Here is an 18,702-nt window from a genome sequence, read left to right on the forward strand (position 1 = left end):
CGCGACGGGCTTGATCCAGGTCAGCGTGGCGTGAGCCAGACCAGGGAGGCGAAGCGACCGCCTTGCGGAGTACGCCGGTAAGAATAGAAGCGTGGATCGCTGACGGTGCAAAATCCGCCGCCATACACCGCGGTGACGCCACGGGCGGCCAGGCGCAGGCGCGCCAGGGCGTAGATGTCGGCCATGAGCTTGTCCGGTCGGGCGCCGGGCACAAAGGCCTGGGCCGTTTCCGGATGAACGGTCGTGAACGCATCGCGCACTTCCAGGCCGACCTCGAAGGCTTGCGGGCCAATGGCCGGGCCCAGCCACACCAGCACCTCTTCAGGGGGCAAGGCCAGGCGCTCGAGGGTGGCCTCGATCACCCCGCCGGCCAGCCCGCGCCAGCCGGCATGGGCCGCTGCGACACGGGTACCGGCGCGGTCGCAGAACAGCAGCGGCAGGCAATCGGCGGTCATCACCGTGCAGGCGATACCCGGCGTGGCCGTCCAGCTGGCGTCGGCTTCGGCAATCACGCCTGGGTCGGCATCGGCCACCACCACGCCGTGCACCTGCTTGAGCCAGGCCGGCTGGATGCCGAACTCGGCGGTCAGGCGTCGACGGTTCTCGGCCACCGCGTCAGGCGCATCGCCCACATGGTCGCCGAGGTTGAAGCTTTCATAGGGCGGCAGGCTGACACCGCCGGCACGGGTGGTGACGCACGCACGCACCCCGGCTGGCGCTGGCCAGTCCGGGATCAGCAAATCGTGCGCCAGCTCACTCATCCGACGAACGCCTCGCGGTCCTGCTTGAGCAGCGACAGCAGCCAGACGAAGTCATCCGGCAGCGCCGACTCCCAGCCCATGCGCTCGCCGGTCACCGGGTGATCCAGCTCCAGGAAGCGTGCATGCAGGGCCTGGCGCGGGAAGGTCTTGAGCGCCTCGACCATGGTTGGACTGGCGGCTGGCGGAATGCGGAAGCGCCCGCCGTAGACCGGATCGCCGACCAACGGGAAGTTCACGTGGGCCATGTGCACACGGATCTGGTGGGTACGGCCGGTTTCCAGCTTGACCCGCACATGGGTGTGGGAGCGGAAGCGCTCCAGCACACGGTAGTGGCTGACCGCCGGCTTGCCGCCTTCGGTCACCGCCATGCGCTGGCGCTGCCCGCCATGGCGGCCGATCGGTGCGTTGATCTTGCCGCCGGCGGTGACCACGCCGATCACGATGCATTCATAGATGCGGCTGACGCTGCGGCTTTGCAACTGGGCAACCAGCTGGGTCTGCGCCTGGATGGTCTTGGCCACCACCATCAGACCGGTGGTGTCCTTGTCCAGGCGGTGGACGATGCCGGCACGCGGTACGTTGATGATGTCCGGTACATGGTGCAGCAGGGCATTGAGCAGGGTGCCATCGGCGTGGCCCGCAGCCGGGTGCACCACCAGGCCGGCGGGCTTGTTGATCACCAGGATGTGGTCGTCTTCGTAGACGATATCCAGCTCGATATCCTGGGCCAGCCACTCGCCCTGGGCTTCCTGCTCGGCCTCCAGGGCCAGCAGCGAGCCGCCGTGGACGATATCGCGCGGACGCAGGACGGCGCCATCGACGGTCAGGCGCCCCTCCTTGATCCAGGTGGACAGGCGCGAGCGCGAGTGCTCAGCGAACAATTGGGCGGCGACTTGGTCGAGGCGTTGCCCGCCCAATTCGGACGGCACCTCTGCGCTAAGTTGAATGATCTCGGACATGCTCGAATCAGCGGGCGGCACAGCCTTTGGTTTCGACTGCGCGCTTGTGGTTAAATACGACATCTTTTGCCCCGGGTAATGTGCCGGGGTGCTCATCATAACAGGACGGCCACGCCCAAGACAGCGGCCGTCATAGGGACGCAAGCCGCTATGCAAGTGAAACACCTGCTGCTGATCGCCATCCTCGGACTCACCGCTGCCTGTTCTTCGAAGGAAGTCGTCGACGAAAACCTGAGCGAAGCCGAGCTGTACCAGCAGGCGCAGGCCGACCTGGACAACCATAGCTACACCAGCGCCACCAGCAAGCTCAAGGCCCTGGAGTCGCGCTACCCGTTCGGCCGCTATGCCGACCAGGCCCAGCTCGAGCTGATCTACGCGAACTACAAGAACGCCGAGCCGGAAGCCGCCAAGTCGGCTGCCGAGCGTTTCATTCGCTTGCATCCCCAGCACCCGAACGTCGATTACGCCTACTACCTCAAGGGCCTGACCTCCTTCGACCAGGACCGCGGCCTGCTGGCGCGCTTCCTGCCGCTGGACATGACCAAGCGTGACCCGGGCGCCGCCCGCGACTCGTACAACGAATTCGCCCAGCTGACCAGCCGCTTCCCCAACAGCCGCTACTCGCCGGATGCCAAGCAGCGCATGATCTACCTGCGCAACCTGCTGGCCTCCTACGAGATCCACGTGGCCGACTACTACCTGACCCGTCAGGCCTACGTCGCCGCCGCCAACCGTGGCCGCTACGTAGTGGAGAACTTCCAGGAAACCCCATCGGTCGGCGACGGCCTGGCGGTGATGACCGAGGCCTACATGCGCCTGCACCTGGACGAACTGGCGGCCACCAGTCTGGAAACCCTCAAGCTCAACTACCCGGATCACCCGAGCCTGGTCGACGGCCAGTTCCAGCCCAAGCAGGATGAAGCCGACAACCGCTCCTGGCTGTCCAAGGCCACCCTGGGCCTGATCGAGACCGAAACCCCGCTGCCGCCGGGCGAAACCCGCGCCAACCAGGACGTGATCAAGCAGTACGAAGACGCCAAGGAAGCGATTCCGGCCGAACTGCTGCCAAAAGAAGGCGATGCCGTCGAGGAAGAAGAGCACGAAGCGGAAGGCAACAACGAAGACCGCTCCTGGTTCAGCTACATGACCTTCGGCGTGTTCGACTGATCGAGCATGCAACAGATAAAGGGAGGCCAAGGCCTCCCTTTTTTCTTGCCCGAGCCCTAGACTGAAGGCTCTTCACTGACAAAGCTGGACACCATGGTTCGCCTACTTTTCTGGATCGCCCTGATTGCCGCCGCCGTCTGGTTGTGGCGCAAGTTCAAGGCCAGCAATGCCGCCACACCCGACAACAGCCTCGAAGACCCGCTGAAGATGGTGCGCTGCGCCCATTGCGGCGTGCACCTGCCCAACGACCGCGCCCTGCGCCAGGGCAGTCAGTGGTATTGCAGCCAGGCCCATCTGGAGCAAGGGCCGGGCGCGCAACGCTAGGCCCACGCCCCTATTTCGACCGCGATCGGTGGGAGCGGGCTTGCCCCGCGATTGCGTACGATCAGGTACATCGCATCGCGGGGCAAGCCCGCTCCTACAAGGCCGCCAGTCGCCCTGCCGGTGCATAAGGCGCCGGGTCGATGATCGGCTTACGCCCCAGCAACAGGTCGGCAAATAGCTGGCACGAGGCTGGCGCCAGCACCAGGCCATTGCGGTAATGCCCGCAGTTCAGCCACAGGCCCTGCCAACCCGGCACTTCACCGATATACGGAATGCCCTCGGGTGACCCCGGACGCAGGCCTGCCCAATGGGCAACCGGCGTGGCCCCGGCCAGGGCCGGCAGCAGCTCGACGGCCGACGCCTTCAAGCTTTCCAGCGCCTCATCGGTCGGGGTCTTGTCGTAACCGGCATGCTCCAGGGTGCTGCCCACGAGAATGTGGCCATCACGACGTGGAATGGCATAGCGGCCCTTGGCCAGGACCATGCTCGGCAGGAAATCCTCGGCGCATTTGTAGAGGATCATCTGTCCCTTGACCGGCTCGACCGGCAGCTCCAGGCCCAGCGGGCGCAACAGGTCACCACTCCAGGCGCCGGCAGTGAGCACCACGCGATCGCCCGCGATTGGCCCCGCGGTGGTCTCGACACCAGTGATCCGCCCAGCCTCCTGGCTGAACCCGGTGATTTCGCAGTGCTCGCGAATGCTCACGTTCGGCAGGGCCTGCAAGGCCGCCTTGAGCGACTTGACCAGGCGCGGATTGCGCACATTGGCGACGCCTGCCATGTAGATGGCCCGCTTGAAACCGGCACCCAGTACCGGCACGGCATCATAGGTGGCCGAGATATCCACGGCGCTCAACGGCCGCCCTTCCCGCTTGGCCCAGGCCAGTGCCTCGGCTTCGTCTTCCAGGTCCAGCCAGTAAAGGCCGGTGGTGTGCACTTCGGGGTCCACGCCGGTGCTGGCGAACAGTCTCTCACCCAGCTGTGGATAAAAATCCTGCGACCAGTGCGCCAGCGCGGTCACGGCCGGGCTGTAGCGCCACGGATAAAGCGGCGAAACAATGCCGCCACCGGCCCAGGAAGACTCCTGGCCCAGCGCGCCGCGATCACACAGCACCACCTGCTCGACCTCGGCCGCCAGGTTGAACGCGGTCAGCAGGCCGATCACCCCGCCACCGACAATCACTACTTGCTTGGTCATCTATCGATCCAACGTCTGAAGTAAAAAGCGTCAACCACCCCAGCATCCGCCCGGGGCCTGTTCGGCGCTGCCAGGGTTGCTGCGTACACCTGCCTGATCGAGCGCATAGTCGGCGCACGCATCGTCCATCATCAGGCCACCCGGTCGGCGTCGTGCCTGGAGGGTGAAGGATTGCTCGTCGCGCACCGCCTGCAGTGCGTAGTGCGCCGTACCGTTGCTCAGCGGCGTCACCACGGCCTCACTGTCGCTGTACTGGCCAGCGCGCGCGTAATGGCGCTCCAACTGTTGCGCACTCTCGAACAACAGGCCGACAACTTCCGTGCGTGCAGATGTTTTCAGCTGCTCGCGGTAACCGGGGTAGGCAATGCTCGCCAGAATGCCGACCACGGCGATGACAATCAACAGTTCGATCAGGCTGATGCCGTGCTGTGTGTTCATTGACTTGCCTCCTAATGCAGCTGACGCCAGACGATCCGCTGCCATTGCCCGCCCGCGACCGGCTGGGCAACGACGGACTCCAGCACGTTGCGGGCCGCGCCCTGGCGATGTACGGCGGTGATGCGGTACAGGTTGGTGTCCTGCCCTGGCGGCATCAGCCGGACCCTGTTGCTCTGCCCCAGAAACTGAATGAGATAGAAGCCCTTCTCCCCGGCCTGCCAGTCCAGCCCGGAACTTGCGCCGGCACCGGCATGTATCCCGGCTGCAACCACGTGCCCTGCCTCGGGGGGCGGCAGGCAAAAGCTGCAAGGCGGCCATGCCTGTTCCTGCACCCTGGCCTCTGCCAACAGCAAACCTTGCTGTGCCTGTTCGAAGACCTGCAAGGAGGCCAGCAGGTTGCGCGCCATGCGTGCCTGCTGGGTAGCAGAACCCATCACCGACACCCCGAGCATGCCCAGCATCAGGGTCAGCACCAGGCAAAGCAGCAGTACCAGGCCTCGCTGTCGCTTGACCTTCACGAGCCGCTCACCGGGTTGCCCAGCGCCACGTTCATTCGATAGGTCTGCGGCCTGACACGTCCGTGCGGATCGTTCATGGTCAAGGTCAGGTGCATGCCTGAAACCGCTTGGGTCCTGTTCCTGACCAGCTCTACCCGCAGGTCGGCGACACCGTCCACCAGCACGGCATTGCTGGCTCCACTACCGAGGTACAGCTGTTCGCCAACCAGCCGGTAATCCTGGCGCCGGATAGCGATGGCGAACTGGCCAGCGCCCGGCGTTACGTCACCCGTGTGCACGCTGGCCACCGAACGACAGTCGGTCACCATCGTCCAGTTGGGCCGGCCGCTGGCCTGGGTCACCTCGGCACTGATCAGGGTCAGGCGTTGCAGGCGGCCATCGGCCGCCCGGGTGAGCTCTACCGGGCGGGTAAAGGCATCGGCAGCTGCCGGGTCGACAAAGTCGATAGCCCCGGGATCCAGGCAACCGAACATGCCGGCCATACGAATATCCTGGGCCAGACGCTGCAGTGCCTGGCGCGCGTCCTCCTGCAATTGCGCCGCGACACTTTGCGCCAGCCACGACTGGCTGGCGGCGAGGAACAGATGACCGCTGCCCGCCAGCAGCACCAACCCCAGGCTCAACGCAAGCATGACCTCCAGCAGGCCGAACCCCGACTGCCGACTCATGGCGCCAGCCTTCCTTGCAGTTCGGCGTGGTTATCGTCATCACGCGGCGCCCCGACGGCGCGGGCCTGCTCGAAAACACCATGGTTCAGGTACGCTGCCTGGGTTGCGCGCAAGGCACTGTCAGTGGCCTGCAAGGCGCGCAGTTGCAAACCAGCAGCGGCAAACAGGCCCACGCCCAGCAATGCCATCGCCAGCAGTACTTCGATCAGGGTCATGCCCTGTTGTCGCCAGCCATCCATGGCCAACCTCCCGAGACTTTTCCACAGGCCCTGGCCAATTGCGCCGACTGGACGTCGCAAGCCAAGGCCTCGAACCTATAGCGAAGCACTTCCAGGGAGGAATGCACGGTGAAGCAACAGGGCGTAACACTGATACAAATCTTGTTCGCGACGGCGCTGTTAGGGGTGTTGGTTCAGCTAGGTATCCCGGCCTACAGCACGATGACCGAAGGACTACACAGGCAAGCGGCGGCCAGGGATCTCGCCCAGGCGTTGCGCACAGCGCGCAGCGAAGCGTTGCTGAGGAACACCGGAGTGCGCCTGCAGGCACTGGATGGGGATTGGAGTAATGGCTGGCGGATGACCCTGGAACAGGACACCCCGCAATTGCTGCATGAATGGCGCCGGGAAAAGCGCGCGGCCATTGTCGGAAACCAACCGGTGGCCCGGCAGGTGCGTTTCAACGGGCTGGGTGTCCCTCTGCTGGAGGGAGGCGGTTTCCAGGCCGGGACGCTGCATGTTTGCCAGCGTCCCGAAGCGCTCAGTCACTACCAGGTGGTGCTGTCGGCCAGCGGCAGGATCAGCTTGCGCGAAGACCTGATGACGCACCCGCTGTGCGCGGCGGCGCCTTCAGCTCACTGAGCGGACGCGCAGCTCCTTGGGCATCGAGAAGGTGATGTTCTCTTCACGTCCATCGAGCTCTTCGGCACCGGTCGCGCCCCATTCGCGCAGTTGCTGGATCACGCCACGCACCAGCACTTCCGGCGCCGAGGCACCGGCGGTGATGCCGATACGCTCGACACCGTCGAACCAGCTCTTCTGCAGATCTTCGGCACCGTCGATCAGGTAGGCCGGGGTCGCCATGCGCTCGGCCAGCTCACGCAGGCGGTTGGAGTTGGAGCTGTTCGGGCTGCCGACCACCAACACCACATCGCACTCGTCAGCCAGTTGCTTGACCGCATCCTGGCGGTTCTGGGTGGCGTAGCAGATGTCGTCCTTGCGCGGCCCGCCGATATCCGGGAAACGCGCCCGCAGGGCATCGATCACCCGGCTGGTGTCGTCCATCGACAGGGTAGTCTGGGTTACGAAGGCCAGGCGCTGCGGATCGCGCACCTGCAGGGCAGCGACATCTTTCTCGTCTTCGACCAGGTAGATGGAGCCTCCATTGCTGGCGTCATACTGCCCCATGGTGCCTTCCACTTCCGGGTGACCGGCGTGGCCGATGAGGATGCATTCCTTGCCGTCGCGGCTGTACTTGGCCACTTCGATATGGACCTTGGTGACCAGCGGACAGGTGGCGTCGAACACCTTCAGGCCACGACCGGCGGCTTCCTGGCGTACGGCCTGGGAGACGCCATGGGCGCTGAAGATGACGATGACATCGTCCGGCACCTGGTCGAGTTCCTCGACGAAGATGGCGCCACGGTTGCGCAGGTCCTCGACCACGAACTTGTTGTGCACCACTTCGTGGCGCACATAGATCGGCGGGCCGAAGACTTCCAGCGCGCGGTTGACGATCTCGATCGCCCGGTCCACGCCCGCGCAGAAACCACGGGGGTTGGCGAGTTTGATTTGCATGCTCGGCTCCGGACTCAAAGTGCCGTGACTTCGAGGATTTCCACCTCGAAGTTCAGGGTCTTGCCGGCCAGCGGGTGGTTGAAGTCGATGGTCACCTGGGCGTCATCGAAAGCCTTGACCACACCTGGCAGCTCGGCATTGGCAGCGTCGTTGAAAATGACCAGCAGCCCTTCGGACAGCTCCATGTCGTTGAACTGCGCCCGCGGCATGATTTGCACATTCTGCGGGTTGGGCTGGCCGAAGGCGTTTTCCGGCGCGACGATGACGGTGCGCTTGTCGCCGGCCTTGAAGCCGAAGAGCGCCGCCTCGAAGCCTGGCAACAGGTTGCCATCACCGACCTTGAACACCGCCGGTGCCTTGTCGAAGGTGCTGTCGACGGTATCGCCGTTTTCCAGGTGCAGGGCGAAGTGCAGCTTCACTTCGGTGTTCTGGCCGATACGGGTCTCAGTCATGGACGGGTTCTCCGGACTTTTTACTCTTGAACATGTCCAGCGCCAGCATCACCGCACCCACGGTAATGGCGCTGTCGGCCAGGTTGAAGGCCGGGAAATACCAGCGGTTCTGCCAGTGCACCAGGATGAAGTCGACGACGTGGCCCAGCACGATGCGGTCATACAGGTTGCCCAGGGCACCGCCGAGCACCAGCGCCAGCGCGATCGCCAGCCACGTCTCGCCACGCCCCAGGCGCTTGAGCCAGACCACCAGCACGGCACTGACCACCAGGGCGATCAGGGCGAACAACCAGCGCTGCCAGCCGGAACTGTCGGCCAGGAAGCTGAAGGCGGCGCCGGTGTTGTAGGCCAGGGTCCAGCTGAAGTAGTCAGGGATGACCACGATCTGCTGGTACAGGCTCAGCGCGCCTTCGAAGTAGACCTTGCTGGCCTGGTCGAGGACCAGGACCAGCAGGCTCAGCCAGAGCCAGCCGAGGCGCCCGAAGCGCCCCGTAGCAGGGTTAGGCATAGTGACGCACCTCGCCGTTGCCGCTGATGTTGTCGGCGCAACGGGCACAGATTTCCGGATGCTCCGGATTCACGCCGACGTCGGCGCGGAAGTGCCAGCAGCGACCGCACTTGGCATGACCGGACTTGACCACTTTCAACTTCAGGCCAGGTACTTCGGTCTCGACCGCGTCAGCCGGTGCCTGCACGAACGGTGCAACGCTGGCGGCCGAGGTGATCAGCACGAAGCGCAGCTCGTCGCCCAGTTTGTCCAGGTCGGCGCTCAGGGCGTCGTCGGCGAACAGGGTGACTTCGGCTTGCAGGTTGCCACCGATGGCCTTGGCCGAACGCTGGTTCTCCAGTTCCTTGTTGACCGCCGCCTTGGCCGCCATGACGCGGTCCCAGTAGGCGCGGCCCAGCTCGAAGCCTTCAGGCAGCTCGCTCAGGCCCTGGTACCAGGTGTTGAGCATGACCGATTCGTTGCGCTCGCCCGGCAGGTACTGCCACAGTTCGTCGGCGGTGAAGGCCAGGATCGGCGCGATCCAGCGCACCAGCGCCTCGCTGATGTGGTACAGCGCGGTCTGGCAGGAACGGCGGGCAACACTGTTGGCGCCGGTGGTGTACTGGCGGTCCTTGATGATGTCCAGGTAGAAGCCACCCAGCTCCTGCACGCAGAAGTTGTGGACCTTCGAGTAGACGTTCCAGAAACGGTATTCGCCGTAGTGCTCTTCCAGTTCGCGCTGCAGCAGCAGGGTACGGTCGACCGCCCAGCGGTCCAGCGCCAGCATGTCTTCGTTGGCCAGCAGGTCGCGGGCCGGGTCGAAGCCGGTCAGGTTGGAAAGCAGGAAGCGCGCGGTGTTGCGGATCCGCCGGTAGGCGTCGGCGCTGCGCTGCAGGATCTGCTCGGAAACTGCCATCTCGCCGGAGTAGTCGGTGGCCGAGACCCACAGGCGCAGAATGTCGGCACCCAGGGTGTCGTTGACCTTCTGCGGCTCGATGGTGTTACCCAGCGACTTGGACATCTTGCGGCCGTTCTCGTCGACGGTGAAACCGTGAGTCAGCAGCTCGCGGTACGGCGCATGGTTGTCGATGGCGCAGCCGGTCAGCAGCGAGGAATGGAACCAGCCGCGGTGCTGGTCGGAACCTTCCAGGTACAGGTCGGCGCGCGGGCCGGTCTCGTGGCCGATATTGTGCGAGCCACGCAGTACGTGCCAGTGGGTGGTACCGGAGTCGAACCAGACGTCGAGGGTATCGGCAATCTTGTCGTACTGGCCGGCTTCGTCACCGAGCAGTTCGGCAGCGTCCATCTTGAACCAGGCTTCGATACCTTCCTGCTCGACGCGCTTGGCCACTACTTCCATCAGCTCGACGGTGCGCGGGTGCAGCTCGCCGGTCTGTTTGTTGAGGAAGAACGGAATTGGTACGCCCCAGTTACGCTGGCGCGAAATGCACCAGTCGGGACGGTTGGCGATCATCGCGTGCAGGCGCGCCTGGCCCCAGGCCGGGACGAACTTGGTTTCTTCGATGGCCTTGACCGCGCGCTTGCGCAGGGTCTCGCCGTTGTCGGGCTGCTTGTCCATGCCGACGAACCACTGCGCGGTGGCGCGGTAGATCAGCGGGGTCTTGTGGCGCCAGCAGTGCATGTAGCTGTGGCTGATGGTTTCGGTGTGCAGCAGCGCACCGACTTCCGACAGCTTGTCGACGATGGCCGGGTTGGCTTTCCAGATGAACTGGCCGCCGAAGAACTCCAGCGACGGCACGTACACGCCGTTGCTCTGCACCGGGGTGAGGATATCGTCGTTGACCATGCCGTAGCGCTTGCAGGTGACGAAGTCGTCTTCACCGTAGGCAGGTGCGGAGTGAACCACGCCGGTACCGGCGCCCAACTCGACGTAGTCGGCCAGGTACACCGGCGACAGGCGATCGTAGAACGGGTGACGGAAATTGATCAGTTCCAGGGCCGAGCCCGGTGCGGTGGCGATCACCGAACCTTCCAGCGCATAGCGCTTGAGGCAGGATTCGACCAGCTCTTCAGCCAGCACCAGCAGTTTGTCGCCAGTGTCGACCAGGGCGTACTTGAACTCCGGGTGGATGTTCAGCGCCTGGTTGGCCGGAATGGTCCACGGGGTGGTGGTCCAGATCACGATGGACGCAGGCTTGGCCAGCGACGCCAGGCCGAATGCGGCGGCCAGCTTGTCCTCGTCGACCGCCTGGAAGGCGACGTCGATGGTCTGGGATTTCTTGTCGGCGTATTCGACTTCGGCCTCGGCCAGGGCCGAACCGCAATCGAAGCACCAGTTCACGGGCTTCAGGCCCTTGAACACGAAGCCGTGCTTGACCATCTCGGCCAGGGCGCGGATTTCACCGGCCTCGTTGGCGAAGTTCATGGTCTTGTAGGGGTTGTCCCAGTCGCCCAGCACACCCAGGCGGATGAACTCGGTCTTCTGCCCTTCGATCTGCTCGGCGGCGTAGGCGCGGCACAGTTCGCGGGTCTGGTCGGCGCTCAGGTGCTTGCCGTGGGTCACTTCGACCTTGTGCTCGATCGGCAGGCCGTGGCAGTCCCAGCCCGGTACATAAGGGGCGTCGAAGCCGGACAGGGTCTTGGAGCGGACAATCATGTCCTTGAGAATCTTGTTCAGCGCATGACCGATGTGGATCTTGCCGTTGGCGTAGGGCGGGCCGTCGTGCAGCACGAACTTCGGACGATCCTTGCCAATTTCGCGCAGCTTCTGGTACAGGCCAATGCTGTCCCAGCGCTGCAGGATCTGCGGTTCGCGCTGTGGCAGGCCGGCCTTCATCGGGAAGGCTGTGTCCGGAAGGTTTAGCGTGGCTTTATAGTCGGTCATTTCAGGCTCTTCGTTAGCGGTTGAGCGTGCCAATGGGCACGTGCGGCGGCGATATCCGCATCGATCGCCGACTTCAGCGCCTCCAGGGAGGCGAAACGCTGCTCTTCACGCAGCTTGTGGTGGAACTCCACCGTCAGGCGCCGGCCATAGAGATCGCCGGCAAAGTCCAGGAGATGCACTTCCAGGTGGGCACTGCCATCACCGGAAACGGTAGGCCGCACGCCGATGTTGGCGACACCCGGCCAGGCCTTGCCATCGAGTTCGACGCTGACCAGGTAGACACCGGTCAGGGGCACGCGATGACGCTTGAGTTGTATGTTGGCGGTCGGCGTGCCCAGCTGGCGCGCCAACTTCTGCCCGTGCAGCACCCGACCGCTGATGCGGAACGGACGCCCCAGCAGGCGCTCGGCCAGGGCGAAATCGGCCTTGGCCAGGGCCTGGCGCACTTGCGTGCTGCTGACCCGCAGGCTATCGAGCTCGACCGTTTGCGCGGCCTCGACGGTGAACCCCTGGCTCAGCCCGACCTGCTGGAGAAACTCGAAGTCGCCGACCCGGTCGCAACCGAAGCGGAAATCGTCACCGACTTCCAGGTGTTTCACGCCCAGGCCGTCGACCAGGATGGTGTCGACGAACTCGGCGGCACTGAGTTTGCTCAGGCGCTGGTTGAACGACAGGCACAACACCCGGTCCACGCCTTCGGCCGCCAGCAGGGCGACCTTGTCGCGCAGGCGGGCCAGACGCGCCGGCGCGGTGTCGGGGGCGAAGTATTCGCGCGGTTGTGGCTCGAAAATCACCACGCAGCTGGGTACGCCCAGCTCTGCCGCACGCTCACGCAGGCGCGCCAGGATTGCCTGGTGGCCACGGTGAACACCGTCGAAGTTGCCAATAGTGGCGACACAGCCCCGGTGCTGGGGGCGCAGGTTGTGAAGGCCTCGAACCAGCTGCATAACGCGCTTCTTGCTCATAAAGTGGTCGATTATAACCACACCCGGGCGCTGGTGACAGGCAGCAGCGTAACCCCGTGGTGCGGAACCGATAAAACCGACGTCCGGGCGTGCCCGCGACTCAATGCAACGCCTTGCGGGCAAAGTCGCGGGGGCGGAAGCCGAACACGAACAAACTGCCGAAATACGTCACCACACCGGCCAGGATCAGCGCGCCCAGGCGCAGGAAGCGCTCAAGCATCTGCCCTTGCTCCCAGGCCGGCATGTAGTGCATTCCCACCAGCAGCACCGCCGACATCAACACCACCGCCAGCACCAGCTTGAGCAGGAACCGGGTCCAGCCCGGCTGGGGCTGGAACAGTTGCTGCTGGCGCAGCTTCCAGTACAACAAGCCGGCATTCAGGCAGGCGCCAAGGCTGATGGCCAGGGCCAGGCCGGCGTGCTGCAAGTGGGTGATGAACAGCAGGTTGAACACCTGGGTGCAGACCAGGGTGAATACGGCGATTTTAACCGGAGTACGAATGTTCTGCTGGGCATAGAAGCCTGGTGCCAGCACCTTGACCAGAATGATCGCCAGCAGGCCTACCGAATAGGCGATCAGGGCGCGCTGGGTCATGGCGGCGTCGTGGGCGGTGAACTTGCCGTACTGGAACAAGGCCACGGTCAGCGGTTCGGCGAGGATCGCCATGGCCAGGGTGCAAGGCAGCACCAGCAGGAAACACAGGCGCAGGCCCCAGTCGAGGATCCGCGAATACTCATGACGGTCGCGGTTGGCGTAGGTCTTGGCCAGGGTCGGCAGCAGGATGGTGCCCAGGGCCACGCCCAGCACCCCGGATGGCAACTCCATCAGACGGTCGGCGTAGTACATCCAGGATACCGAGCCTGCCACCAGGAACGAGGCGAAAATGGTGTTGATGATCAGCGATATCTGACTGACCGAGACGCCGAGGATGGCCGGCAGCATCTGCTTGAGCACACGCCATACGCCGGAATCGCGAAGGTTCAGGCGCGGCAGCACCAGCATGCCGATCTTCTTCAGGTGCGGCAGTTGGTACAGCAGCTGAGCCAGGCCACCGGCCAGCACGCCCCAGGCCAGGGCCATGATCGGCGGATCGAAATACGGCGTCAGGAACAGGGTGAAGCCGATCATCGCCACATTCAGCAGGGTCGGCACGAAGGCCGGCACCGAAAAACGGTTCCAGGTGTTGAGGATGGCGCCGGCCAGCGACGACAGCGAGATCAGCAATATATAAGGAAAGGTGACACGCAGCAGGGCGGTGGTGAGCTCGTACTTCTCGGCGCTGTCGACAAAGCCGGGGGCGGTTACCCACACCACCCAGGGGGCGGCCAGGATGCCCAGGGCGGTGACCAGGGCCAGGGCCAGGGTCAGCAAGCCGCTGACATAGGCGATGAAGGTGCGTGTCGCCTCATCGCCCTGCTGGGTCTTGTACTCGGCCAGGATCGGCACGAACGCCTGGGAAAACGCGCCCTCGGCGAAGATCCGCCGCAGCAGGTTGGGCAGTTTGAAGGCAATGAAGAAGGCGTCGGTGGCGATGCCGGCGCCAAACACCCGCGCCAGGATGGTGTCGCGCACAAAGCCCAGCACCCGTGAAACCATGGTGATGGAACTGACGGCGGCCAGGGATTTCAGAAGATTCATCGAAAGTTTTTCACGCCAGAAGATAAAGGGCTGTGCCGCAACGCACGCAGTTGTGCGATACTCCGCGCCGCAACGCAAGCAGAGCAAAGCTCCCGAGTTTACAGGTCGTACCGCAGAAGGGAATCTCTCCCTTGTTCAGAACAACCACTCAGCGGAACCGAGCAAGTGCCCTTGACAACCGATCAACTCATCGGCATGATTCGCGGCCTATTTTGTTTGCTATTTACCAAGTCTTTCGAGGAGCTCGACGGTGGCCAACTCACCTTCCGCCAAAAAACGTGCAAAACAGGCTGAGAAGCGTCGCAGCCACAACGCCAGCCTGCGTTCCATGGTTCGTACCTACATCAAGAATGTAGTTAAAGCCATCGACGCAAAAGACGCCGAAAAAGCGCAAGCTGCTTACATCCTGGCTGTTCCAGTTATCGACCGTATGGCCGATAAAGGCATCATCCACAAGAACAAGGCTGCTCGCCATAAAGGCCGTCTGAATGGCCACATCAAGGCGCTGAAAGAAGCTGCAGCTGCCTAAGCGACACGCTTGTTAAAAAACCGACCTCAGGGTCGGTTTTTTATTGCCTGCGATTTGGCTTGTGCTGGCAAAACATCGCGGGGCAAGCCCGCTCCTACCATAGGAGCGGGCTTGCCCCGCGATCGTTTACATCACTTGCCGATCTGAATCTTCGGCGCCCACTGCAGCCATTCAGGCTCTGCCTCATCGAACAAGGCAAAGGTCTGCTGGGGCCTGGCTGGATTACCCATGTTCTCGCCTTCCGGCGTCGCGAAGGCAATACCGCCCTCGATCAGGGTTTCCAGCGACTCGGTACGCACGGTCGCGCCCTTGAACAGACCGAAGTCGAAGCCGAAGCCACTGCTGTTCCAGAAACGGCTGCCACCACGCACCAGCGCGGCATAGCGCGGTTCGATCAGGATGCGGATCAACACCCGGTCTGCCGTCTGGCCAAGCTCGAAGCCCGTCACCTTGCCTACTGGAATTTCCCGGTAGGTGACCGGTACACCCGGCTTGATCGATCCACGGCGCGGGGCACTGAGCACCAGCGCAAGGCCTGGTTCACGGGCCGAGAAATCCGGTGCCTGGGCCAATGCGGTGAAGTTGCGCTGCGGGCCGAGGTTTTTCACCGCTGGCTGGACTTCCAGGTACTGGCCTGTCACCAGGGTTTCCAGGTTGGCCGTCTTGACGATACCCAGGGCAGGCTTGACCACCCAGAACTGCGTGCCTTCACGGGCGATGCGCTCCGGCACCTCGGTAATACGCGCCTTGAGCACCACCGCCTGCAGATCATCGGTCAGATCGACCTGCTCGACCTTGCCGATATCCAGCCCCTTGAAGCGAACAGGCGTACCGACCTTGAGGCCGTCCGCGCGCTCGACGCGAATGGTCACGGTGGTGCCACTGCGATTGGCGTCTTCCTGGCTCTCATGCAGGCGGAAACTCGGGATGCGACGCTTGAGCGGCACGTTCGGGGTCGGTGTATCGAAAGCGATACCGCCGGCCATCAGGCTCTGCAGCGACTCGCTCTTGATCTGGATACCCGAGAGACCACCGGTGAGGGTGATACCGCTGGCATTCCAGAAGCGTGTCGAGCCGTTGACCAGGCCGGCGTACTCTTTCTCGATGTGCACACCGATCAACAGGCGTTTGCTCTTCTTGGAGAACTGGTAGCTCTGCACGGTACCGACCTTGACCTGGCGATAGAGAATCGGGCTGCCGACCTCCAGCGAGCCGAGGTTGTCGCTGAACAGCACCAGGTGCAGCCCCGGCGCCTTGAGGTCCAGCGGCGGTGCCTTGGGCCGCGCCTCGAACTCGCGCTGTGGCGAAGCGCCCTTGTCTCCCGGGCGGATGGCGATGTAGTTACCTTTGACCAGGGCCTCCAGGCCAGTAATACCTGCCAGCGAGATGGACGGCTTGACCACCCAGAACTGCGTACCTTCCACCAGATAATCTTCGGCCAGCGGGTCGAGGGTCAGCTCGGCCATGGCGCTGGTCAGGTCGCCGTCGACCTTCAGGGCCTTCAACGAGCCGACCTGGATACCTTTGTACATGACCGGCGTACGCCCGGCCTGCAGACCTTCGAAGTCGCCCAGCTTGACCTTGACGCGGATGCCTGCCTGGGCATCGTCGAAGTCCTCATAGAGGCGGAATGGCAGGCCAGGATCGGTCGGCGGGCTGTCCTTGCGGTGCTCGGGTGTGGCAAAGGCGATACCGCCGGCAACGATGCTGGACAGCGACTCGCTGCGCACCTTGACCCCGGTGAGGTCGGCATCGATGCTGACGCCACTGGCGTTCCAGAAGCGCGTGTGTTTGCGCACCAGGCTGGTGTAGGCCGGCTCGATGAAGACCTTGATCTCCACCGTTGCCTGGTCTTCGGCCAAGCGATAGCTTTTCACCCGACCCACCTGGATCTGCTTATAGAACACCGGGCTGTCGCGATTGAGCGAGCCGAGGCGGTCAGCCTTGAGCGTCAGGTGCAAGCCAGGTTCGGTATCCGAGAGCGGAGGCGCCTCGGCCAGCGCCTTGAAGCGCTTGGTCGGCTCGCCCTCACCCGGGCTCACCGCAATGTAGTTACCGGATACCAGGGTTTCCAGACCGGTGATACCGGCAAGGCTGACACTCGGCTTGACCAGCCAGAACCGGGTGCCGGTGTTCATGTGAGGCTCGGCCTCCTTGTTCATTTCGATGGTGGCGATCACACCGGTGTTGCTGCCCTTGGCATCCAGCACCAGCTCCTTCACCTTGCCCACCGACATGCCCTTGTAGACCACCTCGGTCTTGTTGGCGACGATGCCCTCTCCACTTTCAAAGCGAACCTGGATATTCACCCCGGACTCGCGGTAAGCCTGCCAGCCAAGCCAGCCACCAATGACCAGGGCGATCAGAGGCAATATCCATATAGCCGACCAGTTCGAAGCTGGGCGGGTTTTAGCCGTAGGCAAATCACTCATGGTCGTCATCCGACTCCGTGTTATCCCAAATCAGTCGGGGATCGAAAGTTACTGCAGCGAGCATCGTCAGAATCACCACACTGGCGAAGGCGACGGCACCCAGGTTTGCTTCGATGCTGGCGATCCTGCCGAAGTTCACCACCGCCACCAGAATGGCGATCACGAAGATATCCAGCATCGACCAGCGTCCGATAAACTCGATAAAGCGGTACATCAGAATCCGTTGCCGGGCAGACAGCGGCTGCCTGCGTTGTACCGAGTAGAGCAACAGCCCGATACCCACCAGCTTGAAGGTGGGCACCAGGATGCTGGCAATGAACACCACGGCAGCAATCGGCAACATGCCGAATTTGATCAGGGTGATGACGCCGGACATGATGGTATCCGGCGCCCCCTGCCCCAGCGTACTCACTGTCATGATCGGCAGTACGTTGGCCGGGATGTATAGAATTGCCGAGGTGAGCAGCAAGGCCCAGGTTCGTGCCAGGCTGTTTGGCCGCCGTGCATGCACAACCGCTCCACAACGACTGCAGGTTTGCGCGTCACACTCCGGCTCCTGGCGATTCAGTTCATGGCACTCGCCACAAATCAGAATGCCAGCATCAATCGCACGCATGCAGGTCTTCCCCCGATAGAGCACTCCAGATCTGGTGAGGCGACATCACCACCTCCAGCCACACCTGAACCAACAGCAGACTGATAAAACAGGCCAACCCCAGGCCGAGACTCAACTCCGCCAGCTCGACCAACTTGACCATCGCAACCAGCACGCCCATGAAATACACCTCGAGCATGCCCCAGTCGCGCAGATGGTGATAAATCCGATAAATCAACAGGCCGTAACTGCGTCCGATATTCAGGCGAATACTCAGTAGCACCGTCAGTTGGCACAACAGCTTGAGCAAGGGGATGGCCATGCTGCAGAGGAACACCACCACTGCCACTTCAGCCATCCCGGTGTTGTACAGCCCCACCACGCCGCTCCAGACCGTATCGTTGGAGCTCTGGCCCAACAGGTGAAGTTGCATGATGGGAAGGAAGTTGGCGGGTATGTAGAGCAACAAGGCGGCGAGTACCAGCGCCAGGCTACGCTGGACGACATTATGGCGGTGCGCATAAAGCTCGTAGCCACAGCGTGGGCAATGGGCCTTTTCGTCCTGCTTGAGCACAGGCTTGCGCATCAGCAGGTCGCATTCATGACAGCCCACCAATTGCTCCAGGGGCAAGTCGGCGAGCCGGGTGGAATCGACAGGGTCGGTCATAGTGAACTTCTGAGTCAACACAAGGGCGGTATTCTAACCCATTGATCGTAGGGCTAGTGGGAGCGCTGCAGGAGCGGCGGTGCGGCGATCCGACTTGCCCCGCGATGGCAGCCGGCAGGATACATCGCATCGCGGGGCAAGTCGGATCGCCGCACCGCCGCTCCCACAGGGGGGCCATTGACTGTAGGAATGGGCAGCCAGAAAGACAAAACCCCTACCTGCGTACGCAGATAGGGGTTTCGGAATTTAATCTTGACGATGA

At 63.2% G+C, this 18,702-nt stretch carries 20 protein-coding genes; 4 read left to right on the plus strand and 16 right to left on the minus strand.

Annotation, left to right across the window (positions count from 1 at the left end; genetic code table 11):
- Positions 1-20 precede the first annotated feature (20 nt).
- A complete protein-coding gene (gene pgeF, locus M2D63_RS19055) occupies positions 21-761 on the minus strand; it encodes a peptidoglycan editing factor PgeF (protein WP_285864546.1) in 741 nt (246 codons plus the stop codon).
- Positions 758-1,720: a 23S rRNA pseudouridine(1911/1915/1917) synthase RluD gene (rluD, locus tag M2D63_RS19060; protein WP_285864547.1), complete on the minus strand. Its 963-nt coding sequence runs from the start codon at positions 1,718-1,720 to the stop codon at positions 758-760. Before rluD ends, pgeF begins: the two co-directional genes overlap by 4 nt.
- 150 nt (positions 1,721-1,870) lie before the next feature.
- Here rluD and M2D63_RS19065 point away from each other — a divergent pair, with 150 nt between their 5' ends.
- Both M2D63_RS19065 and M2D63_RS19070 read left to right on the plus strand, forming a co-directional pair.
- The gene (locus M2D63_RS19065; RefSeq protein ID WP_285864548.1) at positions 1,871-2,887 is read left to right on the plus strand and encodes an outer membrane protein assembly factor BamD; all 1,017 of its coding nucleotides are present in this window, start codon (positions 1,871-1,873) and stop codon (positions 2,885-2,887) included.
- A gap of 93 nt (positions 2,888-2,980) precedes the next feature.
- A complete protein-coding gene (locus M2D63_RS19070) occupies positions 2,981-3,211 on the plus strand; it encodes a PP0621 family protein (protein ID WP_285864549.1) in 231 nt (76 codons plus the stop codon).
- 94 nt (positions 3,212-3,305) lie between these two features.
- On the opposite strand, the gene thiO is transcribed toward M2D63_RS19070, so the two are convergent.
- The 5 genes from thiO to M2D63_RS19095 are packed head-to-tail and all read right to left on the minus strand — an operon-like array spanning position 3,306 to position 6,272.
- Positions 3,306-4,409, minus strand: coding sequence for a glycine oxidase ThiO (gene thiO / locus M2D63_RS19075; RefSeq protein WP_285864550.1), 1,104 nt, complete (start codon positions 4,407-4,409; stop codon positions 3,306-3,308).
- Positions 4,410-4,439: 30 nt separating this feature from the next.
- Positions 4,440-4,847: a type IV pilin protein gene (locus M2D63_RS19080; protein WP_285864551.1), complete on the minus strand. Its 408-nt coding sequence runs from the start codon at positions 4,845-4,847 to the stop codon at positions 4,440-4,442.
- Positions 4,848-4,858: 11 nt separating this feature from the next.
- A complete protein-coding gene (locus M2D63_RS19085; protein ID WP_285864552.1) occupies positions 4,859-5,365 on the minus strand; it encodes a hypothetical protein in 507 nt (168 codons plus the stop codon).
- Entirely contained in the window at positions 5,362-6,033 is a 672-nt protein-coding gene (locus M2D63_RS19090; RefSeq protein WP_285864553.1) for a PilW family protein, read from the minus strand. Before M2D63_RS19090 ends, M2D63_RS19085 begins: the two co-directional genes overlap by 4 nt.
- On the minus strand, positions 6,030-6,272 hold the full coding sequence (locus M2D63_RS19095) for a prepilin-type N-terminal cleavage/methylation domain-containing protein (protein WP_285864554.1): 243 nt from the start codon (positions 6,270-6,272) through the stop codon (positions 6,030-6,032). The genes M2D63_RS19090 and M2D63_RS19095 overlap by 4 nt, the downstream gene beginning before the upstream one ends.
- A 108-nt stretch (positions 6,273-6,380) precedes the next feature.
- On the opposite strand from M2D63_RS19095, the gene M2D63_RS19100 reads away from it, so the two are divergent.
- On the plus strand, positions 6,381-6,893 hold the full coding sequence (locus M2D63_RS19100) for a GspH/FimT family pseudopilin (RefSeq protein WP_285864555.1): 513 nt from the start codon (positions 6,381-6,383) through the stop codon (positions 6,891-6,893).
- Here the strand turns inward: M2D63_RS19100 and ispH are convergent.
- From ispH to murJ, 6 genes are all read right to left on the minus strand, one after another.
- Positions 6,882-7,829, minus strand: a complete 948-nt coding sequence (gene ispH, locus M2D63_RS19105) for a 4-hydroxy-3-methylbut-2-enyl diphosphate reductase (protein ID WP_285864556.1) — start codon at positions 7,827-7,829, stop codon at positions 6,882-6,884. The two genes, M2D63_RS19100 and ispH, sit on opposite strands and share 12 nt — an antisense overlap.
- Positions 7,830-7,843: 14 nt before the next feature.
- The gene (fkpB, locus tag M2D63_RS19110; protein ID WP_285864557.1) at positions 7,844-8,281 is read right to left on the minus strand and encodes an FKBP-type peptidyl-prolyl cis-trans isomerase; all 438 of its coding nucleotides are present in this window, start codon (positions 8,279-8,281) and stop codon (positions 7,844-7,846) included.
- On the minus strand, positions 8,274-8,789 hold the full coding sequence (gene lspA / locus M2D63_RS19115; protein ID WP_285864558.1) for a signal peptidase II: 516 nt from the start codon (positions 8,787-8,789) through the stop codon (positions 8,274-8,276). The genes fkpB and lspA overlap by 8 nt, the downstream gene beginning before the upstream one ends.
- Positions 8,782-11,613 carry an isoleucine--tRNA ligase gene (ileS, locus tag M2D63_RS19120; protein WP_285864559.1) on the minus strand — a complete coding sequence of 944 codons (2,832 nt, stop codon included), beginning with the start codon at positions 11,611-11,613 and terminating at the stop codon, positions 8,782-8,784. The genes lspA and ileS overlap by 8 nt, the downstream gene beginning before the upstream one ends.
- Complete coding sequence (gene ribF / locus M2D63_RS19125) at positions 11,610-12,560, minus strand: bifunctional riboflavin kinase/FAD synthetase (RefSeq protein ID WP_285864560.1); 951 nt, start codon at positions 12,558-12,560, stop codon at positions 11,610-11,612. The genes ileS and ribF overlap by 4 nt, the downstream gene beginning before the upstream one ends.
- 118 nt (positions 12,561-12,678) lie before the next feature.
- The gene (gene murJ / locus M2D63_RS19130; protein WP_285864561.1) at positions 12,679-14,217 is read right to left on the minus strand and encodes a murein biosynthesis integral membrane protein MurJ; all 1,539 of its coding nucleotides are present in this window, start codon (positions 14,215-14,217) and stop codon (positions 12,679-12,681) included.
- Between the two features lie 250 nt (positions 14,218-14,467).
- On the opposite strand from murJ, the gene rpsT reads away from it, so the two are divergent.
- Positions 14,468-14,746: a 30S ribosomal protein S20 gene (gene rpsT, locus M2D63_RS19135; RefSeq protein ID WP_133216804.1), complete on the plus strand. Its 279-nt coding sequence runs from the start codon at positions 14,468-14,470 to the stop codon at positions 14,744-14,746.
- Positions 14,747-14,877: 131 nt separating this feature from the next.
- Here rpsT and M2D63_RS19140 read toward each other — a convergent pair whose 3' ends face one another.
- Genes M2D63_RS19140 through M2D63_RS19150 form a run of 3 tightly spaced genes read right to left on the minus strand, consistent with a single transcriptional unit; the run spans position 14,878 to position 18,440 of the window.
- A complete protein-coding gene (locus M2D63_RS19140) occupies positions 14,878-17,178 on the minus strand; it encodes a PqiB family protein (RefSeq protein WP_285864562.1) in 2,301 nt (766 codons plus the stop codon).
- On the minus strand, positions 17,171-17,794 hold the full coding sequence (locus M2D63_RS19145) for a paraquat-inducible protein A (RefSeq protein ID WP_285864563.1): 624 nt from the start codon (positions 17,792-17,794) through the stop codon (positions 17,171-17,173). Before M2D63_RS19145 ends, M2D63_RS19140 begins: the two co-directional genes overlap by 8 nt.
- The gene (locus M2D63_RS19150) at positions 17,781-18,440 is read right to left on the minus strand and encodes a paraquat-inducible protein A (protein WP_285864564.1); all 660 of its coding nucleotides are present in this window, start codon (positions 18,438-18,440) and stop codon (positions 17,781-17,783) included. The genes M2D63_RS19145 and M2D63_RS19150 overlap by 14 nt, the downstream gene beginning before the upstream one ends.
- Positions 18,441-18,702: the final 262 nt, after the last annotated feature.

It is taken from the genome of Pseudomonas sp. BJa5, from assembly GCF_030272875.2.
In the GTDB taxonomy this organism is placed as follows: domain Bacteria; phylum Pseudomonadota; class Gammaproteobacteria; order Pseudomonadales; family Pseudomonadaceae; genus Aquipseudomonas.

What these genes read in the sequence shown, in the direction of transcription:
- M2D63_RS19090 (WP_285864553.1), bottom strand. Translation starts at nt 6,033, where the DNA reads ATGAGTCGGCAGTCGGGGTTCGGCCTGCTGGAGGTCATGCTTGCGTTG.
- ispH (WP_285864556.1), bottom strand. Translation starts at nt 7,829, where the DNA reads ATGCAAATCAAACTCGCCAACCCCCGTGGTTTCTGCGCGGGCGTGGAC.
- murJ (WP_285864561.1), bottom strand. Translation starts at nt 14,217, where the DNA reads ATGAATCTTCTGAAATCCCTGGCCGCCGTCAGTTCCATCACCATGGTT.
- M2D63_RS19140 (WP_285864562.1), bottom strand. Translation starts at nt 17,178, where the DNA reads ATGAGTGATTTGCCTACGGCTAAAACCCGCCCAGCTTCGAACTGGTCG.
- M2D63_RS19070 (WP_285864549.1), top strand. Translation starts at nt 2,981, where the DNA reads ATGGTTCGCCTACTTTTCTGGATCGCCCTGATTGCCGCCGCCGTCTGG.
- ribF (WP_285864560.1), bottom strand. Translation starts at nt 12,560, where the DNA reads ATGCAGCTGGTTCGAGGCCTTCACAACCTGCGCCCCCAGCACCGGGGC.
- M2D63_RS19080 (WP_285864551.1), bottom strand. Translation starts at nt 4,847, where the DNA reads ATGAACACACAGCACGGCATCAGCCTGATCGAACTGTTGATTGTCATC.
- ileS (WP_285864559.1), bottom strand. Translation starts at nt 11,613, where the DNA reads ATGACCGACTATAAAGCCACGCTAAACCTTCCGGACACAGCCTTCCCG.
- thiO (WP_285864550.1), bottom strand. Translation starts at nt 4,409, where the DNA reads ATGACCAAGCAAGTAGTGATTGTCGGTGGCGGGGTGATCGGCCTGCTG.
- M2D63_RS19150 (WP_285864564.1), bottom strand. Translation starts at nt 18,440, where the DNA reads ATGACCGACCCTGTCGATTCCACCCGGCTCGCCGACTTGCCCCTGGAG.
- M2D63_RS19065 (WP_285864548.1), top strand. Translation starts at nt 1,871, where the DNA reads ATGCAAGTGAAACACCTGCTGCTGATCGCCATCCTCGGACTCACCGCT.
- M2D63_RS19095 (WP_285864554.1), bottom strand. Translation starts at nt 6,272, where the DNA reads ATGGATGGCTGGCGACAACAGGGCATGACCCTGATCGAAGTACTGCTG.
- pgeF (WP_285864546.1), bottom strand. Translation starts at nt 761, where the DNA reads ATGAGTGAGCTGGCGCACGATTTGCTGATCCCGGACTGGCCAGCGCCA.
- M2D63_RS19145 (WP_285864563.1), bottom strand. Translation starts at nt 17,794, where the DNA reads ATGCGTGCGATTGATGCTGGCATTCTGATTTGTGGCGAGTGCCATGAA.
- rluD (WP_285864547.1), bottom strand. Translation starts at nt 1,720, where the DNA reads ATGTCCGAGATCATTCAACTTAGCGCAGAGGTGCCGTCCGAATTGGGC.
- fkpB (WP_285864557.1), bottom strand. Translation starts at nt 8,281, where the DNA reads ATGACTGAGACCCGTATCGGCCAGAACACCGAAGTGAAGCTGCACTTC.
- lspA (WP_285864558.1), bottom strand. Translation starts at nt 8,789, where the DNA reads ATGCCTAACCCTGCTACGGGGCGCTTCGGGCGCCTCGGCTGGCTCTGG.